Source organism: Streptomyces sp. AM25, assembly GCF_058146165.1.
The window spans coordinates 126,852-150,405 of sequence record NZ_JBKIWN010000016.1 but is presented as its reverse complement, the minus strand read 5'-3'; the positions used below and the strand labels follow the sequence as shown (position 1 = coordinate 150,405).

Annotated in this window: 20 protein-coding genes and 1 tRNA gene; 11 read left to right on the top strand and 10 right to left on the bottom strand. The window is 69.0% G+C overall.

All coding sequences use genetic code 11. From position 1 onward, the window contains the following. Positions 1 to 11 precede the first annotated feature (11 nt). The 9 genes from ACLHRZ_RS22785 (at position 12) to ACLHRZ_RS22745 (ending at position 7,537) form a co-directional block, all read left to right on the top strand. On the top strand, positions 12 to 938 hold the full coding sequence (locus ACLHRZ_RS22785; protein WP_490420347.1) for a phage distal tail protein: 927 nt from the start codon (positions 12 to 14) through the stop codon (positions 936 to 938). A 48-nt stretch (positions 939 to 986) separates the two neighbouring features. Continuing rightward, entirely contained in the window at positions 987 to 2,093 is a 1,107-nt protein-coding gene (locus ACLHRZ_RS22780; protein ID WP_490420346.1) for a hypothetical protein, read from the top strand. Then, complete coding sequence (locus ACLHRZ_RS22775) at positions 2,090 to 3,202, top strand: hypothetical protein (protein WP_490420345.1); 1,113 nt, start codon at positions 2,090 to 2,092, stop codon at positions 3,200 to 3,202. The genes ACLHRZ_RS22780 and ACLHRZ_RS22775 overlap by 4 nt, the downstream gene beginning before the upstream one ends. Then, positions 3,202 to 3,906, top strand: coding sequence for a hypothetical protein (locus ACLHRZ_RS22770; protein ID WP_490420344.1), 705 nt, complete (start codon positions 3,202 to 3,204; stop codon positions 3,904 to 3,906). The genes ACLHRZ_RS22775 and ACLHRZ_RS22770 overlap by 1 nt, the downstream gene beginning before the upstream one ends. 40 nt (positions 3,907 to 3,946) lie before the next feature. After that, the gene (locus ACLHRZ_RS22765; RefSeq protein WP_490420343.1) at positions 3,947 to 5,557 is read left to right on the top strand and encodes a phage tail protein; all 1,611 of its coding nucleotides are present in this window, start codon (positions 3,947 to 3,949) and stop codon (positions 5,555 to 5,557) included. A gap of 25 nt (positions 5,558 to 5,582) precedes the next feature. Further along, positions 5,583 to 5,897 (top strand): hypothetical protein, encoded by a 315-nt coding sequence (locus ACLHRZ_RS22760; protein WP_490420342.1) that lies wholly within the window; start codon positions 5,583 to 5,585, stop codon positions 5,895 to 5,897. A gap of 74 nt (positions 5,898 to 5,971) precedes the next feature. Continuing rightward, positions 5,972 to 6,994: a peptidoglycan-binding protein gene (locus ACLHRZ_RS22755; protein ID WP_490420341.1), complete on the top strand. Its 1,023-nt coding sequence runs from the start codon at positions 5,972 to 5,974 to the stop codon at positions 6,992 to 6,994. Positions 6,995 to 7,029: 35 nt separating this feature from the next. Beyond that, complete coding sequence (locus tag ACLHRZ_RS22750) at positions 7,030 to 7,290, top strand: hypothetical protein (protein WP_490420340.1); 261 nt, start codon at positions 7,030 to 7,032, stop codon at positions 7,288 to 7,290. Further along, positions 7,283 to 7,537: a hypothetical protein gene (locus ACLHRZ_RS22745; protein WP_490420339.1), complete on the top strand. Its 255-nt coding sequence runs from the start codon at positions 7,283 to 7,285 to the stop codon at positions 7,535 to 7,537. Before ACLHRZ_RS22750 ends, ACLHRZ_RS22745 begins: the two co-directional genes overlap by 8 nt. Before the next feature lie 71 nt (positions 7,538 to 7,608). Here the strand turns inward: ACLHRZ_RS22745 and ACLHRZ_RS22740 are convergent, their stop codons facing one another. The 10 genes from ACLHRZ_RS22740 to ACLHRZ_RS22695 all read right to left on the bottom strand — a co-directional run bounded on the left by ACLHRZ_RS22740 (position 7,609) and on the right by ACLHRZ_RS22695 (position 20,883). Then, the gene (locus ACLHRZ_RS22740) at positions 7,609 to 11,508 is read right to left on the bottom strand and encodes a DNA-directed RNA polymerase subunit beta' (protein ID WP_490420338.1); all 3,900 of its coding nucleotides are present in this window, start codon (positions 11,506 to 11,508) and stop codon (positions 7,609 to 7,611) included. Positions 11,509 to 11,634: 126 nt separating this feature from the next. After that, positions 11,635 to 15,117, bottom strand: coding sequence for a DNA-directed RNA polymerase subunit beta (gene rpoB / locus ACLHRZ_RS22735; RefSeq protein WP_490420337.1), 3,483 nt, complete (start codon positions 15,115 to 15,117; stop codon positions 11,635 to 11,637). A 588-nt stretch (positions 15,118 to 15,705) separates the two neighbouring features. Beyond that, on the bottom strand, positions 15,706 to 16,092 hold the full coding sequence (rplL, locus tag ACLHRZ_RS22730) for a 50S ribosomal protein L7/L12 (protein WP_490420336.1): 387 nt from the start codon (positions 16,090 to 16,092) through the stop codon (positions 15,706 to 15,708). A 110-nt stretch (positions 16,093 to 16,202) separates the two neighbouring features. Beyond that, a complete protein-coding gene (gene rplJ / locus ACLHRZ_RS22725) occupies positions 16,203 to 16,733 on the bottom strand; it encodes a 50S ribosomal protein L10 (protein WP_336413076.1) in 531 nt (176 codons plus the stop codon). A gap of 288 nt (positions 16,734 to 17,021) precedes the next feature. Further along, the gene (locus ACLHRZ_RS22720) at positions 17,022 to 17,912 is read right to left on the bottom strand and encodes an SCO4651 family lipoprotein (RefSeq protein ID WP_490420335.1); all 891 of its coding nucleotides are present in this window, start codon (positions 17,910 to 17,912) and stop codon (positions 17,022 to 17,024) included. 160 nt (positions 17,913 to 18,072) lie between these two features. After that, positions 18,073 to 18,789: a 50S ribosomal protein L1 gene (rplA, locus tag ACLHRZ_RS22715; RefSeq protein ID WP_490420334.1), complete on the bottom strand. Its 717-nt coding sequence runs from the start codon at positions 18,787 to 18,789 to the stop codon at positions 18,073 to 18,075. A gap of 77 nt (positions 18,790 to 18,866) precedes the next feature. After that, the gene (rplK, locus tag ACLHRZ_RS22710; protein ID WP_490420333.1) at positions 18,867 to 19,301 is read right to left on the bottom strand and encodes a 50S ribosomal protein L11; all 435 of its coding nucleotides are present in this window, start codon (positions 19,299 to 19,301) and stop codon (positions 18,867 to 18,869) included. 143 nt (positions 19,302 to 19,444) lie between these two features. Further along, the gene (gene nusG / locus ACLHRZ_RS22705) at positions 19,445 to 20,335 is read right to left on the bottom strand and encodes a transcription termination/antitermination protein NusG (protein WP_490420332.1); all 891 of its coding nucleotides are present in this window, start codon (positions 20,333 to 20,335) and stop codon (positions 19,445 to 19,447) included. A 78-nt stretch (positions 20,336 to 20,413) separates the two neighbouring features. Further along, complete coding sequence (gene secE, locus ACLHRZ_RS22700) at positions 20,414 to 20,704, bottom strand: preprotein translocase subunit SecE (protein ID WP_490420331.1); 291 nt, start codon at positions 20,702 to 20,704, stop codon at positions 20,414 to 20,416. Positions 20,705 to 20,810: 106 nt separating this feature from the next. Continuing rightward, positions 20,811 to 20,883: transfer RNA gene (locus tag ACLHRZ_RS22695), tRNA-Trp, on the bottom strand. 241 nt (positions 20,884 to 21,124) lie between these two features. On the opposite strand from ACLHRZ_RS22695, the gene ACLHRZ_RS22690 reads away from it, so the two are divergent. Both ACLHRZ_RS22690 and ACLHRZ_RS22685 read left to right on the top strand, forming a co-directional pair. Continuing rightward, positions 21,125 to 22,369: a pyridoxal phosphate-dependent aminotransferase gene (locus ACLHRZ_RS22690; protein ID WP_490420330.1), complete on the top strand. Its 1,245-nt coding sequence runs from the start codon at positions 21,125 to 21,127 to the stop codon at positions 22,367 to 22,369. A gap of 155 nt (positions 22,370 to 22,524) precedes the next feature. After that, complete coding sequence (locus tag ACLHRZ_RS22685; protein WP_490420329.1) at positions 22,525 to 23,547, top strand: adenosine deaminase; 1,023 nt, start codon at positions 22,525 to 22,527, stop codon at positions 23,545 to 23,547. Positions 23,548 to 23,554: the final 7 nt, after the last annotated feature.

Sequence of the window (23,554 nt, the reverse complement as noted above, 5' to 3'; positions counted from 1 at the left end):
GCCAACTCCCCATGCCCCCGGTAGACATGAACACCGCCATCGAACCCCCCGGCTCACTGATCACCCAAGACGGGCAGGTCCAGTGGGCCGGGCTTCTTTTCGGCCCCGGCACGCCCTACCAGATCGACGCCAAGGGCCTGACCGGCTGGGACGACCTGCCGGAGCTCGACTCGGCCGACGTGCCCAAGCCCGGCCAGCACGGCTCCTGGCCCGGCGCCCAGTGGGCGAAGCCGCGGACGGTCTCCGCGACCGTCTGGCTGCTGCCCGACCGCCCGGACCAGGCACAGGCCGTCGCCCAGGCCTTCCGCGCCGCCACGGGCATCAACAGCGGCGAACGGTGGCTTGCCGTACGACTGCACGGTCAGACGCTCGCCTGCCGGGCGCGCGTCGACCGCCGCGCAGCAACGACCGACCGCACATACGTCACCCACGGCATCGCCTCGGTGTCGATCCAGTGGCTGTGCACCGACCCGCGTCGCCTCGGCATCACCGAGCAGCGCGGCCGGACCGCCCTCCCCACACCCGAGCCCGGACTGCTGTGGGAGCCGGGCAGCGGCCTGGAATGGCCCCTGGAGTGGGGCACGCCCGGCAGCACCGGCACGATCACCGCCGTCAACACGGGTGACGCACCGGTGAGTCCCGTGATCGAGTTCCGGGGGCCGGTCGAGACGCCGGCCCTCACCCGGCTCAGCGACGGTCAGCAGCTCGAATACGACATCCGGCTCGCCGAGTCCGACGTGCTGACCGTCGACACCACGGCAGGCACCGTCACCCTCAACGGCACCGCCTCCCGGCTCTACACCGCCACCGCCCGCTCCACCCCGGAGCAGCTCTTCCAACTGGAGCCCGGCGTCACCTCGCTCGCCTTCCGCGCGGGCCCCGCCTCGGACGCATCACACGCCTCGGTGACCGTCCGCTGGCGCGACGCCCACTGGTGACAGCACCCCCCTTCTCAGCCCCTTACCACCCACTTCTCGGAGGACGAGATGAACAGCGTCCGCAGCGCATGGCTGCTCAACCGCACCGACGCAGGCGGCGGTCAGTCCCGCGTCGACACCCGGCTCGCCCCGCTCGGCACCATGACCCCGTCCGGCGTGCTGGCCTCGCGCGACGGTGTGATCCCCGGTTCCCAGTACGGCAAGTACGTCATGGACGGCCTGTACGTCTTCGGCGACCAGGCGGGCATGACCGGCAAGATCGCACCGGGCCGCGCCGTCGTCCAGAGCACCGAGCAGGCCGGCGCCTACCCGGTGACCGTCACCGACTACGTCCCGCTCGTCTTCACCGACGGCGACGCGAGCAACCCGCGCGTCGACCTCGTCGTCGTGCGCGTCTACGACGCCCAGCAGGACGCCTCGAACCGCACCGAGGCCGTCATCGAGATCGTCCAGGGCGTTCCCGCCGCCAACCCGGCCGCGCCCTCGACGCCCGCCGGCGCCCTCGCCCTGGCCGAAGTGACCGTGCCCGCCGGCGCCTCCGCCGGCAAGGGCGGCATCGACTGGGACACCGCCGTCCGCGACCGCCGCCGCGCCACCGTCTCCGTCGGCGGCATCATCCCGCGCGGCTGGGGCCTGAACTTCCCCGGCGCCTACCCCGGCCAGTACCGCGACACCGGTACGGGCCTGGAGCGCTGGGACGGTGCGCAGTGGAAGGTGTACCCGGAGCCGCGGCCGCGCTGGCAGGACTACACGCCCGAGTGGGGCGCGGACAACGGACCGAAGCCGGTTATCGGAAACGGATCGCTGTACGGCCGGTATCTGCACGACGGTGCGATCGTCCACTTCACCGCGACGCTGAAGATCGGTTCGAGCACGAAGTGGGCCGACACGAACGGCAACTGGTGGCTCTCCCTGCCGGTCCGCCCGACCGGCCCCGCCATCAACGGCCTTCTCCGATCCCGCCTCACCAAGGGCTACTACACGGGAAGTTGCTTCCTCGACACCACCCGCCACGCAAACGGCGCCGCGTGCGGCTGGACGACGAGCAAGTACACCGGCGAGGCCGCCCCCGATTGGGCCGACGGCAACTTCCCGGAGACTGCCTCCGACGGCCAGTGGTACACCGTGTGGGGCAGCTACGAGGCCTCCCAGTGATCACGGCCGTCCAGCCCGCCTACCGAGCACTCTTCTGCGACCTGCGCACCGACCAGATCGTCGACAGCCTGCCACTGACAGGCGTCGAGTTCGACGACTACATCGGCAAGGCCGGTTCGCTGCGCGCCACGGTCCCCCTCCCCGACCAGGCGCTCGCCCAGCGGGCCCGCACCGCGCTCCAGCCCGGCCGCACGGCGGTCTGGCTGGAGCGCGGCGGCGAGATCTGGTGGGGCGGCATCCTGTGGACCTGCACACCGTCCGGTGACGAACAGGGCCGGATGGCGGCCGAGATCCAGGCGGGCACCTTCGACTCGTACTTGGACCACCGGATCCTGTCGAACAGCCTCGAAGCCAAGGAACCGGTCGACCAGTTCGACATCGTCCGCACGCTCGTCGACCACATCCAGGCCCAGCCCGGCGGCGACATCGGCATCGAGTACGGGACCGAGATCTCGGGCGTCACCCGCAGCCAGAACTACGCCTACACGGACGTCGCCCGTGTCCGCGAGATCCTGGACGGCCTCGCCGCCCACCAGGACGGCTTCGAGTGGCGGATCCACTGCTACCGCGACCCCGTCACCGCCCGGCGCGTCAAGCGGCTCCAGCTCGGCCACTCGCAGATCCGCGTCGGCACGCAGGACATCGTGCTCGACCGACCCGGGCCACTGCTGTCCTACTCCCTGCCCAGTGACGCGACCCTGCAGGCCAACATCTGGGTCGCGCGCGGGGATTCGGCCAACCGCAATCAGGCTGCGGACTCCGTCCCGACGATGTCCGAGAAGAAGACGGCGATCGCCGACCTGGACGCCGGCTGGCCCCGGCTCGAAGGGACCTCCGACCACAGCTCCGTCAGCGACCGGGCGACCCTGAACAGCCTCGCCCGGGCCGAACTCGACCGCTCCCGCCGCCCCCAGCTCATCCCGGAGGCCACCATCCGGCTGGACGGGCGGATGACCCCGGCCCTCATCGGCGCCACGGTCAGGCTGCGCATCACCGACCTGTGGCACCCGGAAGGGCTCAGCGCCCGCTTCCGGGTGGTGGGCATGACCGTGTCGCCTCCGGAACGCGCAAAGGCCGAGACCGCCAAGCTCTATCTGGAAGGAATCTGATGGCTGCCATACCCCTCGATCTCCTCGACCGCATCCGCGACTTGGAGCGCCAGGTACGCGCCCTCATGGGCAGCGCCAACACCCGTCCCCGGATGGACGAGATCCAGGGCGGCCGGGTCGTCATCGGCGACGGCGGGTCGCTGACGGTACGCACCCCCGATGGCAAGGACCTCGCCTACGTCGGCCGGGTCTACCCCGACCGGCCAGGTAACCAGTTCCAGCAAGGTGTCGTCCTCCGGCGCGACGACGGTTCACTGGCCTTCAGCGTGTGGACGGGCGATGCCCAGGACCTGCCCGTCCAGCCCATCCGCATGTGGGACCGCAACGGCAACATCATCTTCGCGGAGGACTCCAGGAACTTCGGCCTGGCCAAGCCGTTCATCCCGTACCCGCTGCCCACCCCGGAGAACACCGACAGGTGGGAGTCCACCAGTTCCACCGGCTGGACGACCCTGTACAACGGCAACGCCATCGTCCAGCACCCCAAGCTCTACTGCCTGATCGCCGCGACGCTGGGCGGCGAGATCCGGCTGCTGGTCAACGACCGCCAGGTCGGGCCGACTTCGAAGGGCACGCTGGAGTTCACCGATCTCATCGGTGCGGACTACGACAGCCACATCACCTTCAAGGTGCAGGCCCGCGCGGTCGGCAGCAACAGCAGCGTGGCCTGCTCTCCGCGCGCCCTCTACGGCGTTCTCTCCTGACCCGCTCCTCCTTCATCCGCACAACAGGAAGGCGTCTTTCGTGCTCCCCAGTGCCATCCCCACGGTCACTGTGACCGCCCGCTATCTCTCCCCGGACGGCAACGCCCTCACCGGCAGCGTCGTCTTCGAGCCGCCCCCGCTGCTGACCCACAGCGCGAGCGACGTCATGCTCGGCGGCCCCGTCACCGGCGCGCTCGACGCCGACGGGCGGATGTCCGTCACGCTGCCCGCCACGGACACGCCCGGCATGAACCCGCAGAACTGGGCCTACACCGTCACCGAGAAGCTGTCCGGGGTGACGGGGCGCGCCCCGTACAAGATCCTGCTGCCGGCTGCACAGCCGAAGGCCGATCTCGCCGAGATCGCACCCACCGATCCCCACACGCCCGATTACGTCGCCGTGGCCGGCCTCCCGGGCCCGCCCGGACCGCCCGGACCGGTCGGTCCCGCGGGCCCCGTGCGCTCCGTCAACGGCCGCTCGGAGACCGACATCCGCCTCGGCGCCGAGGACGTGGGCGCCCTCCCGGCCGCCGGCGGCACGGTCGCCGGTCCGCTGGCGGTGACCGGTACGTTCACCGCGCGCGGCGCCGACGTGCAGGACACGACGGGCGCCACCCGCGTCCGCATCGACCCGTCCGGCCGGCTCACGGCCACCGCCGACGCCCAGTTCACCGGCAACGTCCAGATCGGCGCCGCCGTCACCGACGCCGCGGGCGGCCAGGCCGTTCTCGGCATCAAGAACGCCACCGCCGTGCCGAACGGCAAGCCCACGGACGGCATCGTGCTCTACGCCAACGGCGGCACACTGGCCTACCGCAAGCCCGACGGCACCACGGTCACGCTGGACGAGCGCGCTGCGGGCGTGCGGTCCGTCAACGGCCACGGCGGCGACGTGCAGCTCACTGCCTCCGACGTGGGCGCGGAACCCACCGGGCGGGCCGTGCTGCTCGCCGGAGCGCAGACTGTTGACGGCGCCAAGACCTTCAGCACCGTGCCGTCCGCGACGGCCGATCCGACGGCGCCCGAGCAACTGGCTCGTAAGTCCTACGTGGACAGTGCAGCGCGCTCCGACGCCTGGGCACCGGCCGATCTCGGCTTCCTGGCCTGGACGTTCGACCCCGGGCTCGGAGACGGCAGCAGCGCAAGGAACAGTGCGCCCGGTGACATTCCGGCCAGCGGCCGTATCTACTACAACGCCGTGGTCGTACGCTCGGCGGCCACGGTCAAGGAGCTCTGCGTCCACACGCTCGGTTACTCCGGTGCGTCCGGTGGCATCGGCGCAGGCTCCTTCGCGGGCCTCTACAACGCCTCGGGCAAGCGGATAGCCCAGACCGCCGACCTGAGCATGGTCTACCCGGAGGAGCACAGCGTCGGTGGCGCGACCACCTTCCTCCCACTGAACGCCCCCGCAGCACTCCAGCCCGGCATCTACGTCGTCGCGCTGCTGCTCAACTTCTCCAACTCGGCCAACGCCCCCCGGATCATGACCGGCAACGGCGGCTACGACGTCCCGGGCCGCTTCGGCCGCCCCGGCACCGTCCCGCGCACGGTCATGTCGCCCACGAAGGCCAACACTGCGCTGCCCACCGACATCGTCTGGGCCACCGGAACCGTCGCACTGGGCACCCGGTACTGGTTCGCGCTGGCCTGACACATCCAACGAAAGGGAGATCCCCATGACCACCCGCTCCATCTTTACCGGTGCCATCAAGACCATCGAGACGCGTACCGAGAAGTTCACTGTCACCAGCCTGCTCGACGGCCCGTTCACTGTCCGAATTCCCGAAGGCGGCCTGCTCCTCGGCGGCGGCCAGCGATTCACGCTACTCACCGCCGGAATCGACTGGCGAGGTGACCTCAATGTCGTCGGGCAGCTCTCCGCCGACGGGCTCGGCTGGGAGGTCACGCCTCCCCGCGGCCTCCAGATCAGCGGCACCGAGCCGTGGAAGGGCGAACTGACCGTCACCGTCTCCTACGCCGTCCCCGCCTGACACCAGTTTCCCCGCCCCGCACCGCCCCTCGGCGGTGCGGGGCGCCCTCATTCGCACCCCTGGAGTGAACCCGCATGGCAACTCCCCTCTCCGCCACCCAATTCGTCACCGCCCTCCGCGCCGAAGGCGTCCAGGTAGACGAAGTTGACGACTGGCGCGACCACAACCGCAACCACAAGGGCGCCTGGGGCCCCGTCCACGGTGTGATCGTCCACCACACCGTCACCTCCGGCACCGCCTCCTCCGTCGAGCTCTGCCACGACGGCTACGACGAGCTCCCCGGTCCGCTCTGCCACGGCGTGATCGACAAGGACGGCGTCGTCCACCTCGTCGGCAACGGCCGCGCCAACCACGCCGGTACGGGCGACAGCGACGTCCTCTCGGCCGTCGTCAACGAGTCCGCGCTTCCCCGCCCCGCCGCCAACGACACCGACGGCAACGCACGGTTCTACGGCTTCGAGTGCATCAACCTCGGCGACGGCGACGACCCGTGGCCCGCCGCCCAGTTGGACGCCATCGAGCGGGTCTCGGCCGCACTGTGCCGCGCGCACGGCTGGGAGGCCGGATCCGTCATCGGCCACAAGGAGTGGACGAACACCAAGATCGACCCCGTCGGCTTCGCCATGGCCGACATGCGCGACCGCGTCGCAGCGCGCCTCAGCGGCCGAAACGATGGCACCAACTCCCGCCCTGCCGCTGCCACTTACACCGTCCAGCCCGGCGACACCCTCACCGCCATCGCCGAGTCCCACGCCACCACCGTCGACCGGCTGGCCGCCCTCAACGACCTGTCCGACCCCGACACCATCCACTCCGGACAGGAGCTCGCCGTCCCCGCCGCCGGCAACAGCTACGAGCCCTTCCCCGGCGCCGACTTCTTCCGCAAGGCGCCCGACTCCCCCATCGTCACGGCCATGGGACGCCGCCTCGTCGAGGAGGGCTGCTCCGCCTACTCCCAGGGGCCGGGCCCCCGCTGGAGCGACGCCGACCGGCAGTCGTACGCCAACTGGCAGCGCAAGCAAGGGTTCACCGGCTCCGACGCCGACGGCCGGCCCGGGCGCGTCACCTGGGACGCGCTGAAGGTCCCCCACTCCTGACCCCGAAAGCCCCGAAATCCCCGAAAGGCAATTCCGTGTCCGACGCCGCCAAGCGGACCCTCCGCACCCTCCTCCAGACCGCCGTCGGTCTCGCCGTCGCGCTTCCCGCGATCGTCGACGCCTCCGGCATCCCCGCCTCCCTCCCCTGGGTCGCCGGCGCCCTCGCCGTGGCCGGCGGGCTCGCGCGCGTCATGGCGCTGCCGGCCGTTCAGACGCTGCTGCCCACCTGGCTGCGCACCGAGCAGCCGGACAAGCAGCTGGACAAGCACCGGGCGCACGGGGCCACGCATGAGTGACGAGCCCGCATCCCCCGTCGCCCTCGAACTGGAGCGGCTGCGCGGCACCATGGAGGCCGGGTTCGCCCGCGTCGACGGGTCGCTCGCGCTGCTCGTGCAGCGCAGCGATCAGACCGACAAGCAACTGGCCGACCATGAAGCCCGGTTGGACGCGCTGGAGCGCAACCGCTGGCCGCTCGCCAGTATCGGAGCGGTGACGGCGGTCGCGGGGGTCGCCGTCTCCGTGTTCCAGCTCACCGCACGATAAGACGCACGCTGAAACGCCGCAGGGCGGTCACCCCGTTTCGGGGTGACCGCCCTGCGCGCGGATCAATCAACTCACTGGTTGTACGGACCGTAGTCGTAGTCCTCCAGCGGCACCGCCTGGCCCGAACCCGTGCCGAACGGCGAGTAGTCGATGTCGTCGTAGCCGACGGCCGAGTACATCGCGGCCTTGGCCTCCTCGGTCGGCTCGACCCGGATGTTGCGGTAGCGGGAGAGACCCGTACCGGCCGGGATGAGCTTACCGATGATGACGTTCTCCTTGAGGCCGATGAGGCTGTCGGACTTGGCGTTGATCGCCGCATCCGTCAGGACTCGGGTCGTCTCCTGGAAGGAGGCGGCCGACAGCCAGGACTCCGTCGCCAGCGAGGCCTTGGTGATACCCATCAGCTGCGGACGGCCGGAGGCCGGGTGGCCGCCTTCCGTCACGACCCGACGGTTCTCGGACTCGAAGCGCGAGCGCTCCACGAGCTCGCCCGGCAGCAGCTCCGCGTCGCCGGACTCGATGATCGTCACGCGGCGCAGCATCTGCCGGATGATGATCTCGATGTGCTTGTCGTGGATCGACACACCCTGCGAGTTGTAGACCTTCTGGACCTCGCCGACCAGGTGGACCTGGACGGCGCGCTGGCCGAGGATCCGCAGGACGTCGTGCGGGTTGGTGGCACCCACGGTGAGCTTCTGGCCCACCTCGACGTGCTCGCCCTCGGTGACCAGCAGACGGGCACGCTTCGAGATCGCGAACGCGGTCTCGTCGGAGCCGTCGTCCGGGGTGACGACGATCTTCTTGGTCTTCTCGGTCTCCTCGATCCGCACGCGGCCGGCGGCCTCGGAGATCGGGGCGACACCCTTCGGGGTACGGGCCTCGAAGAGCTCGACGACACGGGGCAGACCCTGGGTGATGTCGTCACCGGCCACACCACCGGTGTGGAAGGTACGCATCGTCAGCTGGGTACCGGGCTCACCGATGGACTGGGCGGCGATGATGCCGACCGCCTCACCGATGTCCACCAGCTTGCCGGTCGCCAGCGAGCGGCCGTAGCAGAAGGCACAAGTGCCGACCGCGGACTCACAGGTGAGGACCGAGCGGGTCTTGACCGTCTCGACGCCGTGGGCGACGAGCTGGTCGATGAGCACGTCACCGAGGTCGACGTTGGCCGGCGCGATGACCTTGCCGTCGACGACGACATCCTCGGCCAGCATGCGGGCGTAGACCGACGTCTCGACGTCCTCGGCCTTGCGCAGGACGCCGTCCTCGCCCCTGGAGGCGATCGACAGCTTGAGGCCGCGCTCGGTGCCGCAGTCCTCCTCGCGGATGATCACGTCCTGCGAGACGTCCACCAGACGACGGGTCAGGTAACCCGAGTCGGCGGTACGCAGAGCGGTGTCCGCGAGACCCTTACGGGCACCGTGCGTGGCGATGAAGTACTCCAGCACGGTGAGACCCTCACGGAACGACGCCTTAATGGGTCGCGGGATGGTCTCGTTCTTCGCGTTCGACACCAGACCACGCATACCGGCGATCTGCCGCATCTGCATCATGTTTCCTCGGGCACCCGAGTCAACCATCATGAAGATGGGGTTCGTCTTGGGGAAGTTCGCGTTCATCGCCTCGGCAACCTCGTTGGTCGCCTTGGTCCAGATCGCGATGAGCTCCTGCGTGCGCTCGTCCTTGGTGATCAGACCGCGCTCGTACTGCTTCTGGACCTTCTCGTCCTGGGCCTCGTAGCCCGCCACGATGGCGCGCTTGGCCTCGGGGACGATGATGTCCGAGAACGCGACGGTGACACCGGAACGGGTCGCCCAGTAGAAGCCGGCCGCCTTCAGGTTGTCGAGCGTCGCCGCCACGATGACCTTGGGGTAGCGCTCGGCCAGGTCGTTGACGATCTCGGAGAGCTGCTTCTTGCCCACCGAGTAGTCGACGAACGGGTAGTCCTCGGGCAGCAGCTCGTTGAAGAGCGCGCGGCCCAGGGTGGTGCGCAGGCGGAACGAGTCGCCCTGCTGCCACTCCGGCTCGCCCTCCTCGGCGACCGGGGGAACCCAGCCGCGCGGGGGAACGGTGCCGATCGGGAAGCGGATGTCGACCTTCGCCTGGAGCGAGAGCTCACGGGCGTCGAACGCCATGATCGCCTCGGCGACCGAGCCGAAGGACCGGCCCTCACCGATGACCTTGCGCTCTTCCTCGTCGGTGGTGAGGAAGAACAGACCGAGCACCATGTCCTGGGTCGGCATGGTGACCGGACGGCCGTCGGCCGGCTTGAGGATGTTGTTCGAGGACAGCATCAGGATGCGGGCCTCGGCCTGCGCCTCCGCGGAGAGCGGCAGGTGGACGGCCATCTGGTCACCGTCGAAGTCCGCGTTGAACGCGGTGCAGACGAGCGGGTGGATCTGGATGGCCTTGCCCTCGACCAGCTGCGGCTCGAAGGCCTGGATGCCGAGGCGGTGCAGCGTGGGCGCACGGTTCAGCAGAACCGGGTGCTCCGCGATGACCTCTTCCAGCACGTCGTACACGACCGTGCGGCCGCGCTCGACCATGCGCTTCGCCGACTTGATGTTCTGCGCGTGGTTGAGGTCCACCAGGCGCTTCATCACGAACGGCTTGAAGAGCTCCAGCGCCATGGCCTTGGGCAGACCGCACTGGTGCAGCTTGAGCTGCGGGCCGACGACGATGACGGAACGGGCCGAGTAGTCGACACGCTTACCGAGCAGGTTCTGACGGAATCGACCCTGCTTGCCCTTCAGCATGTCGCTGAGGGACTTCAGCGGACGGTTGCCGGGGCCCGTGACCGGGCGGCCGCGACGGCCGTTGTCGAAGAGGGCGTCGACCGCCTCCTGGAGCATCCGCTTCTCGTTGTTCACGATGATCTCGGGGGCACCGAGGTCGAGCAGACGCTTCAGACGGTTGTTGCGGTTGATGACACGGCGGTACAGGTCGTTCAGGTCGGAGGTCGCGAAGCGGCCACCGTCCAGCTGCACCATCGGACGCAGGTCCGGCGGGATGACCGGGATGCAGTCCAGCACCATGCCGCTGGGGCTGTTGCGGGTCTGCAGGAAGGCGGAGACGACCTTGAGGCGCTTGAGCGCACGGGTCTTCTTCTGGCCCTTGCCGGTACGGATGATCTCGCGGAGGCGCTCGGCCTCCTCGTCCAGGTCGAAGGACTCCAGGCGCTTCTGCAGCGCGGCGGCGCCCATCGCACCCATGAAGTAGGTGCCGAAGCGGTCGCGCAGCTCGCGGTAGAGCAGCTCGTCGCCCTCGAGGTCCTGGACCTTGAGGTTCTTGAAGCGGCTCCAGACCTCGTCGAGGCGGTCGATCTCGCGCTGCGCACGGTCGCGCAGCTGCTTCATCTCACGCTCGGCGCCCTCGCGCACCTTGCGGCGCACGTCGGCCTTGGCACCCTCGGCCTCGAGCTCGGCCAGGTCGGCCTCGAGCTTCTTGGCGCGGGCCTCGAGGTCGGCGTCGCGGCGCTGCTCGATCTGCTGGCGCTCGACGGAGACGTGGGCCTCCAGCGAGGGCAGGTCGCGCGTACGGCGCTCCTCGTCCACCCACGTGATCATGTAGGCGGCGAAGTAGATGACCTTCTCGAGGTCCTTCGGGGCCAGGTCCAGCAGGTAGCCCAGGCGGGACGGAACGCCCTTGAAGTACCAGATGTGGGTGACGGGGGCGGCGAGCTCGATGTGGCCCATCCGCTCACGGCGCACCTTGGCGCGGGTGACCTCGACGCCACAGCGCTCACAGATGATGCCCTTGAAGCGGACACGCTTGTACTTGCCGCAGTAGCACTCCCAGTCCCGGGTGGGGCCGAAGATCTTCTCGCAGAAGAGCCCGTCCTTTTCCGGCTTCAGGGTGCGGTAGTTGATGGTCTCCGGCTTCTTGACCTCGCCGTGGGACCAGGTTCGGATGTCGTCCGCGGTCGCCAGGCCGATCCGCAGCTCGTCGAAGAAGTTGACGTCGAGCACTTTGTCGTCAATCCCTCTTTCAGGGTTCGTGCCCTCCCGCCGTGGCGGGATATGGGCTCTACATCAGTGGTCTGGGGGTCCGGGGACGGTGGGGGGCTTCCCGGGGGAAGCCCCCCACCAGACCCGTCAGACCTCTTCGACGCTGCTCGGCTCGCGCCGGGACAGGTCGATACCGAGCTCCTCCGCAGCGCGGAAGACGTCCTCGTCGGTGTCGCGCATCTCGATGGACATGCCGTCCGAGGACAGCACCTCCACGTTGAGGCACAGAGACTGCATCTCCTTGATGAGCACCTTGAAGGACTCGGGGATGCCGGGCTCGGGGATGTTCTCGCCCTTGACGATCGCCTCGTAGACCTTCACACGGCCGGTGACGTCGTCGGACTTGATGGTCAGCAGCTCCTGGAGGGCGTATGCGGCGCCGTATGCCTCCAGCGCCCACACCTCCATCTCACCGAAGCGCTGGCCACCGAACTGAGCCTTACCACCCAGCGGCTGCTGGGTGATCATGGAGTACGGACCGGTCGAACGCGCGTGCAGCTTGTCGTCGACCAGGTGGTGCAGCTTGAGGATGTACATGTACCCGACCGAGATCGGGTCCGGGAACGGCTCGCCGGAGCGGCCGTCGAACATCCGGGCCTTGCCGGACGGGAGCACGAGGCGCTCGCCGTCGCGGTTGGGGATCGTGGACTCGAAGAGACCGGCGATCTCGTCCTCGCGGGCGCCGTCGAAGACCGGGGTCGCGACGTTGGTGCCGGCGGCGACCTCGTCGGCGCCGATCGCCTGGAGGCGCTTCATCCAGTCCTCGTCGCCCTCGACCTTCCAGCCGCGGCTGGCGAGCCAGCCGAGGTGGATCTCGAGGACCTGTCCCGGGTTCATTCGGGACGGGACACCGAGCGGGTTGAGGATGATGTCGACCGGGGTGCCGTCCTCGAGGAAGGGCATGTCCTCGACCGGAAGGATCTTGGAGATGACACCCTTGTTGCCGTGGCGGCCGGCGAGCTTGTCACCGTCGGTGATCTTGCGCTTCTGGGCCACGTAGACGCGGACCAGCTGGTTCACGCCCGGGGGCAGTTCGTCGCCCTCTTCGCGGTCGAAGACGCGGACGCCGATGACCTTGCCGATCTCGCCGTGCGGGACCTTGAGCGAGGTGTCACGGACCTCACGGGCCTTCTCACCGAAGATCGCGCGGAGCAGGCGCTCCTCCGGGGTCAGCTCGGTCTCACCCTTCGGGGTGACCTTGCCGACCAGGATGTCGCCGGCCACGACCTCGGCACCGATGCGGATGATGCCGCGCTCGTCGAGGTCGGCGAGGACCTCCTCGGAGACGTTCGGGATGTCCCGGGTGATCTCCTCGGGGCCCAGCTTGGTGTCACGGGCGTCGACCTCGTGCTCCTCGATGTGGATCGAGGAGAGGACGTCGTCCTGGACGAGGCGCTGCGACAGGATGATCGCGTCCTCGTAGTTGTGGCCCTCCCACGGCATGAACGCCACGAGGAGGTTCTTGCCGAGGGCCATCTCGCCCTCGTCCGTGGACGGACCGTCGGCGAGCACCTGGCCGGCGACGACGCGGGCGCCCTCGTCGACGACGACCTTCTGGTTGAAGGAGGTGCCCTGGTTCGACCGGGAGAACTTGGCGACGCGGTACGTGTTGTACGTGCCGTCGTCGTTGGCCACCGTGACGTAGTCGGCGGAGACCTCCTGGACGACACCGTCCTTCTCGGCCTTGATGACGTCACCGGCGTCGACCGCGCAGCGGTACTCCATGCCGGTGCCGACGAGCGGGGCCTCGGCCTTGATCAGCGGCACGGCCTGGCGCATCATGTTCGATCCCATGAGCGCGCGGTTGGCGTCGTCGTGCTCGAGGAACGGGATCATGGCGGTCGCGACCGACACCATCTGGCGCGGCGAGACGTCCATGTAGTCGACCTCGGACGGGTCGACGTAGTCGACCTCGCCGCCACGGCGGCGGACCAGGACGCGCGGCTCGGCGAAACGCAGGTCCTCGTTGAGGGCGGCGTTGGCCTGGGCGATGACGAAGCGGTCCTCCTCGTCGGCGGTCAGGTAGTGCACCTCGTCGGTGACCTGACCCTCGACGACCTTGCGGTACGGGGTCTCCACGAAGCCGAACGCGTTGACGCGGCCGTAGGACGCGAGCGAGCCGATCAGACCGATGTTCGGGCCTTCGGGGGTCTCGATCGGGCACATGCGGCCGTAGTGCGACGGGTGAACGTCACGGACCTCGAAGCCGGCCCGCTCACGGGAGAGACCACCCGGGCCCAGCGCCGACAGACGGCGCTTGTGGGTCAGACCCGACAGCGGGTTGGTCTGGTCCATGAACTGGGACAGCTGGCTGGTGCCGAAGAACTCCTTGATGGAGGCGACGACCGGCCGGATGTTGATCAGGGTCTGCGGCGTGATCGCCTCGACGTCCTGGGTGGTCATCCGCTCGCGGACGACGCGCTCCATACGGGCCAGACCGGTGCGGACCTGGTTCTGGATGAGCTCGCCGACGTTGCGCAGGCGGCGGTTGCCGAAGTGGTCGATGTCGTCGACCTCGACGACGATCGAGGAGCCGTTCTCGCCGGCCGTCTCGACCTCGCCCGCGTGCAGCTTCACCAGGTACTTGATCGTCGCGATGACATCGTCGACGGTCAGCACACCGGCGTCGAGCGGGGCGTCCGCGCCCAGCTTCTTGTTGACCTTGTAGCGGCCGACCTTGGCCAGGTCGTAGCGCTTCGGGTTGAAGTAGAGGTTCTCGAGCAGCGTCTGCGCGGCCTCACGGGTCGGGGGCTCGCCCGGGCGCAGCTTGCGGTAGATGTCGAGCAGCGCGTCGTCCTGGCCCTGGGTGTGGTCCTTCTCCAGGGTGGCGCGCATGGACTCGTACTCGCCGAACTCCTCGAGGATCTGCTCGGTCGTCCAGCCGAGCGCCTTCAGGAGGACGGTGACGGACTGCTTGCGCTTGCGGTCGATGCGGACACCGACCATGTCGCGCTTGTCGACCTCCATCTCCAGCCAGGCACCCCGGGACGGGATGATCTTGGCGGTGAAGATGTCCTTGTCGGAGGTCTTGTCGATCGACGAGTCGAAGTAGACGCCCGGCGAGCGGACCAGCTGCGAGACCACGACACGCTCGGTGCCGTTGATGACGAAGGTGCCCTTGTTCGTCATGAGCGGGAAGTCGCCCATGAAGACCGTCTGGGACTTGATCTCGCCGGTCTCGTTGTTGGTGAACTCGGCCGTGACGAAGAGCGGAGCCGCGTACGTGAAGTCGCGCTCCTTGCACTCGTCGATGGAGTTCTTCGGGGGCTCGAAGCGGTGGTCACGGAAGGTCAGCGACATCGACCCGCTGAAGTCCTCGATCGGGGAGATCTCCTCGAAGATCTCCTCCAGACCGGACTTGGTGGGGACGTCCTGACCACTGTCCAGCGCAGCCTCGACGCGAGCCTTCCAGGCGGCGTTGCCGAGCAGCCAGTCGAAGCTCTCGGTCTGCAGCGCAAGGAGGTTCGGAACCTCGAGGGGCTCCTTGATCTTCGCAAAGGAGATGCGCAGCGGGGCAGTGCTGGCGCCGGTGTTCGTATTGGCGGTCGAGGCGTTGCGCGAGGCGGCCAAGAGGGGGTCCTTCCGAGGGCTCGGACTCACTACGCGCGTACCGGTCCCACTACGTGCAGCACGGGGAGAAATCCCAGGTCAGAGGGTCTCTCTCAGCAATGCTCGGAAGTGGGCATGCCCCTGGTGACGGGCAGGGAGCAGCTAACAGGCAGCGCAAAGGGTCAGTGTAGCCACTTGGCCCACTGATGTCCAGAGCGGATTTCCGGAGACCGGTGCGATACCAATCTCTCCCTCCGGGATCCTGTTGTTCCTCGCCGTCCGCTGCGCCCGACCTGCGCCCGGCCCACGCCTGACGCGAGCCATGCGCCGGAAGCGCATGACGATACTTCCCTGCCCGCCTTCGATCCATGCCTCGGACGGAGGATCGATGTGGCGACGCGTCCTGAGAATTGCGCGCGGCGTGCCGTTCGTCAAGGCCCCCGGGCTCCCGGGCGCCCCCTCGAGCACCCCGGACAACGAAGATCACCATACTCGCACCCTCCGACAGTCACACGCATCCGTCCCGGGAACGCCCAAGGGCGACCACCCGCATGGGTGATCGCCCTTGAGTTGTCCGACCGGGGCCGCAGGGGCCCGGGCCGGCAGGTGTTACTTGACCTCGACGGAGGCGCCGGCGCCCTTGAGGGACTCGGCGGCCTTCTCCGCGGCGTCCTTGGCGACCTTCTCGAGGACCGGCTTCGGGGTGCCGTCGACGAGGTCCTTGGCCTCCTTCAGACCCAGGGAGGTCAGCTCACGCACGACCTTGATGACCTGGATCTTCTTGTCACCGGCGGCGGTGAGGATGACGTCGAACTCGTCCTTCTCCTCGACCTCGGCGGCAGCGGCGCCACCGGCGGCACCGGCGACGACGACCGGCGCAGCGGCGGCGGCGGTGACGTCGAACTTCTCCTCGAAGGCGGAGACGAACTCGGCCAGCTCGATGAGGGTCATCTCCTCGAACTGCGCGAGCAGCTCGTCCTTGGTCAGCTTCGCCATGGTGGCGGGTCCTTCCACTAATTCGGCAGGTGCCGGGATGTACATGTCGGCGGGCGTACGGCCCGCTGCGACCGGCGCCTCAAGCGGCACCGGTCAATGCGCGAGCCGAATTACTCGGCACCGCCCTGCTCGGCGAGCTTGGCGCGAAGAGCGTCCGCAGTGCGGACGAGCTTCGTCGGCAGCGCCTGGAAGAGCGAGGCAGCCTGGGACTGCTTGCCCTTCATGGCACCGGCCAGCTTGCTGAGCAGAACCTCGCGGGACTCGAGGTCCGCAAGCTTCTTGATCTCATCGGCGGACAGCGCCTTACCGTCAAGGACACCGCCCTTGATGATCAGGTTGGGGTTGTCCTTGGCGAAGTCACGGAGACCCTTCGCCGACTCCACCGGGTCACCGGTGACGAAGGCGACAGCCGTCGGACCAGCAAAAAGCTGGGCGTCGAGCTGGAACCCGGCCTCTTCGGCCGCGATCTTGGTCAGCGTGTTCTTCACCACGGCGTACTGCGCGTTCTCACCGAGCGAACGGCGCAGCGTCTTGAGCTGCGCCACGGTGAGACCGCGGTACTCGGTCAGCACAGCGGCATTGGAGCTGCGGAACTTGTCCGTCAGCTCGGCAACCGCGGCGGCCTTGGCGGACGTCGCCATGAGCCTCGGCCTCCTTCCGGGTGATGTCGGACCGCATAGGCGCGAGAAGGGACCTGAGGCAAAACGAAACGCCCCGGCGCAGGCGCTCGGGGCGTGACTCGACCAGACGGACTCACATCCGTATGGGAGTTGCAACCACAGTCACCTGCGCAGGTCGCCCGCAGCTAGCGGATCCTTCGGCCACCACGCCTCCGAGACGGAGGCACAGCAACGACCAGCGGTCTTTGGCTTCCGGGACACCATAGGTGAGCGACCTGCGGTCAGGCAAATCGAGGCCGGCCGGACGGCTCAGAGGCTCTTCGGGGCCCCGCCCGGACCGCCGCCCAGGCCACCCGGGCGGTCGCCCATGTCGGCCGTGTCGCCGGCCGCCGGGGCCTCTATGGTGACCGGCTTGTCGAAGTCCTTGAAGACCATCGTCATGTCGAGCGGGCCCTTGGCGGCCTGCCCGCGCTCGTGCATCTGCACCGGCCGGCCGTTCTTGTCGATCCACAGGTCGACGTCGAGCTTCTGGATGCCCTGCTGCCGGAGCTGCTCGACCGACTTGCGACGGCTCTCCTTGGTCGCGTCACTGCCGCCCTGACCGACTGCCTTGTCCATCTCGTCGGCTGTGACGGAGCCCGCGTAGTGCGTGGCCGGGATGCCGTCGACGGTCTCCTCGCCGACCTTCTTGATGTCCTTGGAGCCGGTGAGCAGGCCCGTCTGGGCGGACGGGTCCTGGCGAGCCGCGCCCATGCCGTCCGGGGAGTCCTTCATCGTGCCGTTCAGCGGCAGCTTCATCCAGTGCTTGCCGTCCAGCTGGCCGGATATCTTCTCGCTGCCGCCCAGGTACATGGCGTCCCCGACGAGCTTGATCGTGACCCTGCCGGTCTCCCCCTGGCCGGGGACCTCCATGTTCATCTCCATGGCCTTCGGGTCCATGGTCATCGCCATCTCGGCCTTCATCCGCCCCGGGACGCCCGGCGTCGTGCCGCTCATCTCGACCCGCAGGGACTTCAGCTCCGCGGCCTTCTTCGCTGCGGCCTGCACGGCGGCTGCAGAGGCCCCGGAGGCGGCCTCCGAGGAGGCTGCGGCCGATGTGGCGGTGCGCTTGCCGTCCGAGGACGAGCAGCCCGTGACGGCCCCGCAGAGCAGCAGCCCGGCGGCCATACCGGTGGTGACGTGGAGCGTACGGCGATTCATGAACACGACCCCCCATAAACGATGTTGTACGGACGATATCCCCGGGCACCAACAGCCCGGCAACCGGATATCCGGCCCCGCCGCACCGCCCCCGGACAACGCACCGGGCCCCGCACCCAGAAAGGGTGCGGGGCCCGGTGGAAGCCCGTTACAAGCGGTCTCAGACGGTCTCGTCCTCGGCCAGCAGGTTGCGGGTGCGGTTCGGGTCCAGGGCGATGCCCGAGCCCATCGTGGTGGCCAGGGTCGCCTTCTTGACGTAGCGGCCCTTGGCGGCCGACGGCTTCAGACGGAGGATCTCCTCCAGGGCCGCGGCGTAGTTCTCCACCAGCTTGGTGTCGTCGAACGAGACCTTGCCGATGATGAAGTGCAGGTTCGAGTGCTTGTCGACGCGGAACTCGATCTTGCCGCCCTTGATGTCCGTGACAGCCTTGGCGGTGTCCGGGGTGACCGTGCCGGTCTTCGGGTTCGGCATCAGACCACGCGGACCGAGCACGCGGCCGAGGCGGCCGACCTTGCCCATGAGGTCCGGGGTGGCGACGACGGCGTCGAAGTCCAGACGGCCCTTCGCGACCTCGTCGATCAGCTCGTCGGCACCGACGATGTCGGCGCCCGCGGCACGCGCGGCCTCGGCACGGTCGCCGGTCGCGAAGACCAGGACCCGGGCGGTCTTACCGGTGCCGTGCGGAAGGTTCACGGTGCCACGGACCATCTGGTCGGCCTTGCGCGGGTCGACACCCAGGCGGAAGGCAACCTCGACGGTCGCGTCGAACTTGGCGGTGGAGGTCTCCTTCGCCAGACGGACGGCCTCGAGCGGGGCGTACAGGCGCTCCGCATCGATCTTGGCGTCCGCAGCGCGGAGGTTCTTGCTGCGCTTCACTGCTTCTCCTCAGTGTTTATGGAGTTCGTGGTACGGACCGCGCCGGCCCTTCCACGGGTACTGCGAGGTGGTGGCCGTCAGCCCTCGACCGTGACGCCCATGGAGCGCGCGGTGCCGGCGATGATCTTCGCCGCGGCGTCCAGGTCGTTGGCGTTCAGGTCGGGCATCTTGGTGGTGGCGATCTCGCGGACCTGCGCCTCGGTGATCTTGGCGACCTTGGTCTTGTGCGGCTCGCCGGAGCCCTTCTCCACGCCCGCAGCCTTGAGGATCAGCTTCGCGGCCGGCGGAGTCTTGGTGACGAAGGTGAAGGAACGGTCCTCGTAGACCGTGATCTCCACCGGCACGACCATGCCACGCTGCGACTCGGTCGCGGCGTTGTAGGCCTTGCAGAACTCCATGATGTTGACGCCGTGCTGGCCCAGCGCGGGGCCGACCGGCGGAGCCGGGTTCGCGGCACCGGCGCTGATCTGGAGCTTGATAAGCCCCGTGACCTTCTTCTTCTTGGGAGGCATTGCTCTCTCCGGGTCCTAGTGAGAGGTTTTGCGCCTGCACACACTGCGCGCAGGCATACCGCACCACGATAACGGGTAACGTGGCCGGGCCAAAAACCGAGAGGCCAGACCGGGTCCGGTCTGGCCTCTCGGATGTCTGGAAGCTAGTTCTTCTGGATCTGGTCGAAGCTCAGCTCGACCGGGGTCTCGCGGCCGAAGATCTCGACGAGGCCCTTGACCTTCTTCGAGTCGGCGTTGATCTCGTTGATCGTCGCCTGCAGCGTCGCGAACGGGCCGTCGGTGACGGTGACCGAGTCGCCCACCTCGAAGTCCAGCACCTGGACCTCGACCTTGCGGGACGGCACGGGCTTGCCCTCGGCCTCGGCGGCCTCGCGGGCGGCCTTCTCCTCCGCCTCCGGGGCGAGCATCTTGACGATCTCGTCCAGGGTCAGCGGGTACGGGTCGTAGGCGTTGCCGACGAAGCCGGTGACGCCCGGCGTGTTGCGGACGACGCCCCAGGACTCGTTCGTCAGGTCCATGCGCACCAGCACGTAGCCGGGGAGCTTGTTCTGGCGGACGGTGCGGCGGTCGCCGTTCTTGATCTGGACGACCTCTTCCTGCGGCACCTCGGCCTGGAAGATGTAGTCCTCGACGTTCAGCGAGACGGCGCGCTGCTCGAGGTTGGTCTTCACACGGTTCTCGTAGCCCGCGTAGGTGTGGATGACGTACCACTCGCCGGGCAGGCCGCGCAGCTCCTCGCGGAGGGCGGCGATCGGGTCGGCCGGGGCCTCCTGGACGGGCAGCTCGGCGGCGGCCTCGTCGGCCGCCTCGGCGGCAGCAGCGTCCTCGTCGCTCTCGACGTGCAGAGCGGCCTCCTCGGCCGGCTCGCCCGCGGCGGCTTCCTCTGCGTCGAGCTCGTCGGTGCCGTCGGCGTTCTCGACGATCTCCTGCGCGGTGTCGTCGCCCTCGACCTCGGCCGAGACGGCCGCCGCGTCCACGTCGGCCTCGGCCTTCTCGACGGAGTCGACGGCGTCGTTCAGGTTCGGGTCAGACACGTGGCTGCTTCTTCCTGGCTTCAAGGGGTGGAACGTGCGAAGAGGCGAACCTCCCTGGAGGCCGCCTTACGCGCGGGCTCAGCCGAAGACGTACTTGACGGCCTGGTTGAACCCATAGTCAATCACGGTCACCAGTCCAATGACGATGACAACGAAGACGATCACCACGGTGGTGTACGTCGACAGCTGATTCCTGGTGGGCCAGACGACCTTGCGGAGCTCCGCGACCACCTGGCGGTAGAACAGCGCGAGGCGGCCCAGAGGGCCCTTCTTCCCGCGCTTCCCGCCACGGCGGCCCTTCTTGGAGGCCAGCTCGTCCTCAGGACGACCGCTCTCAGGTGTCGCGGTGGAGCCCAGGGCTTCCGTCACTACGTCCTCACCTGAATCCGGGTCGTGGCCGTGCCGCGCCCGGTTCGAGCCGCACGGCGGTGCATCAGTACATCTGCACGCACGCACCTGGTGACGATGCGTGTAGCAGGGCCGAAGGGACTTGAACCCCCAACCGCTGGTTTTGGAGACCAGTGCTCTACCAATTGAGCTACGACCCTTTGTGGTTCCCCCAACGTACCGCATCCGCCCGGACGCACGGAGTGCGTGGACTGGAGTTGCCGGTGAGGGGCCAACGACGCATGAGTGTACGTGGTCCTGGGCCCAGCGTCGAACGGCTTGCGGTGCGGAGGGCCGGAACGGTCTCCTCCACGGGCCTCCGGCGGGCCTTTGCGGCGATGTGGATGACTGCTCTGCGAAACGTATGTGTCCGCCTCCTGCCGGGTCTGCGACGATGCCTCTATGAGCGCTGCGACTCCGCCCGTCCCCCCCGTCCAGTCCCCCACCGAGCGCCGGGTCTCCGCCCGCATCGGTGCGATCTCCGAGTCCGCCACCCTCGCCGTGGACGCCAAGGCGAAGGCCCTCAAGGCCGCCGGGCGCCCGGTGATCGGCTTCGGCGCCGGCGAGCCCGACTTCCCGACGCCCGGCTACATCGTCGAGGCCGCCGTGGAGGCCTGCCGCAACCCCAAGTACCACCGCTACACGCCCGCCGGCGGCCTCCCCGAGCTGAAGGCCGCCATCGCCGCGAAGACGCTGCGCGACTCCGGCTACGAGGTCGAGGCGTCCCAGGTGCTCGTCACCAACGGCGGCAAGCAGGCGATCTACGAGGCGTTCGCCGCGATCCTCGACCCGGGCGACGAGGTCATCGTCCCGGCCCCGTACTGGACCACGTACCCGGAGTCCATCCGTCTGGCCGGCGGCGTGCCGGTCCCGGTCGTCGCCGACGAGACCACCGGCTACCGCGTCTCCGTGGAGCAGCTGGAGGCCGCGCGCACCGAGCGCACCAAGGTGCTGCTCTTCGTCTCGCCGTCGAACCCGACCGGTGCGGTCTACAGCCGCGAGCAGATCGAGGCCGTCGGCCGCTGGGCCGCCGAGCACGGCCTGTGGGTGCTGACGGACGAGATCTACGAGCACCTGGTCTACGGCGACGCCGAGTTCCACTCGCTGCCGGTCGTCGTGCCCGAGCTGCGCGACAAGTGCATCGTCGTCAACGGCGTCGCCAAGACGTACGCGATGACCGGCTGGCGCGTCGGGTGGGTCATCGGCCCGAAGGACGTGGTGAAGGCCGCGACCAACCTGCAGTCGCACGCCACGTCCAACGTGAGCAACGTCGCACAGGCCGCGGCCGTGGCGGCCGTCTCCGGTGACCTGAAGGCCGTCGAGGAGATGAAGACCGCCTTCGACCGCCGCCGCCGCAAGATCGTGCAGATGCTCAACGAGATCGACGGCGTCGTCTGCCCCGAGCCCGAGGGCGCGTTCTACGCGTACCCGTCCGTCAAGGGCCTCCTCGGCAAGGAGATCCGCGGCAAGCGGCCCGCCACGTCCGTGGAGCTGGCCGCGCTGATCCTGGACGAGGTCGAGGTCGCGGTCGTCCCGGGCGAGGCCTTCGGCACGCCGGGCTACCTGCGCCTGTCCTACGCCCTGGGCGACGAGGACCTCGTCGAGGGCGTCTCGCGCGTCCAGAAGCTGCTGGCCGAGGCCAAGTAGCCTGCGGCTCGCTTGCACCCGGCCGACGTCCGCAGTCGGCCGGGCGCGGGCCGGTGGGGGTTGATCGCGCAGTTCCCCGCGCCCCTCACGGGGCGCAGGCCCAGGAAACGTTTTCGGGCTTCCCGTAGGCCGCCCTCCTGCGGCAGGATCGGCCAATGGAAGACGTTCGTGACCTCCGCCGCCTGCCGAAGGCCCACCTGCACCTGCACTTCACCGGGTCCATGCGCCCCTCGACCCTGCTGGAGCTGGCCGACAAGTACGGCGTGCACCTGCCCGAGGCGCTGAGCAGCGGGGAGCCGCCGAAGCTGCGGGCCACGGACGAGCGCGGCTGGTTCCGCTTCCAGCGGCTCTACGACATCGCGCGGTCGTGCCTGCGCTCCCCCGAGGACATCCGGCGGCTGGTGCGGGAGGCCGCCGAGGAGGACGTGCGGGACGGCTCGGGGTGGCTGGAGATCCAGGTCGACCCCACGTCGTACGCCCCCCGGCTGGGCGGGCTGATCCCCGCGCTGGAGATCATCCTGGACGCGGTGGAGACCGCGTCGCGGGACACGGGCCTGGGGATACGGGTGCTCGTCGCCGCGAACCGGATGAAGCACCCGCTGGACGCCCGTACCCTCGCCCGGCTCGCCGTGCGCTACGCGGACCGCGGCGTGGTGGGCTTCGGGCTCTCCAACGACGAGCGGCGCGGGCTCGCCCGCGACTTCGACCGCGCCTTCCAGATCGCCCGCGAGGGCGGCCTGCTGGCCGCTCCGCACGGCGGCGAGCTGGCCGGGCCGGGCAGCGTGCGCGACTGCCTGGACGACCTGCACGCGGGCCGCGTGGGCCACGGCGTGCGGGCCGCCGAGGACCCGAAGCTGCTGCGCAAGCTCGCCCAGCGCGGCGTGACGTGCGAGGTGTGCCCGGCGTCGAACGTCGCCCTCGGCGTCTACGAGAAGGCCGCCGACGTGCCGCTGCGCACGCTGTACGAGGCCGGGGTGCCGATAGCGCTGGGCGCGGACGACCCGCTGCTCTTCGGCTCGCGGCTGGCCGCCCAGTACGAGCTGGCGCGGGAGCACCACGACTTCACGGACGCGGAGCTGGCCGAGCTGGCCCGCCAGTCCGTCCGGGCCTCCAGGGCGCCGGAGGACGTGCGCGGGCGGCTGCTGGCGGGCGTGGACGAATGGCTGGCCGCGGGCTGACGCCGGA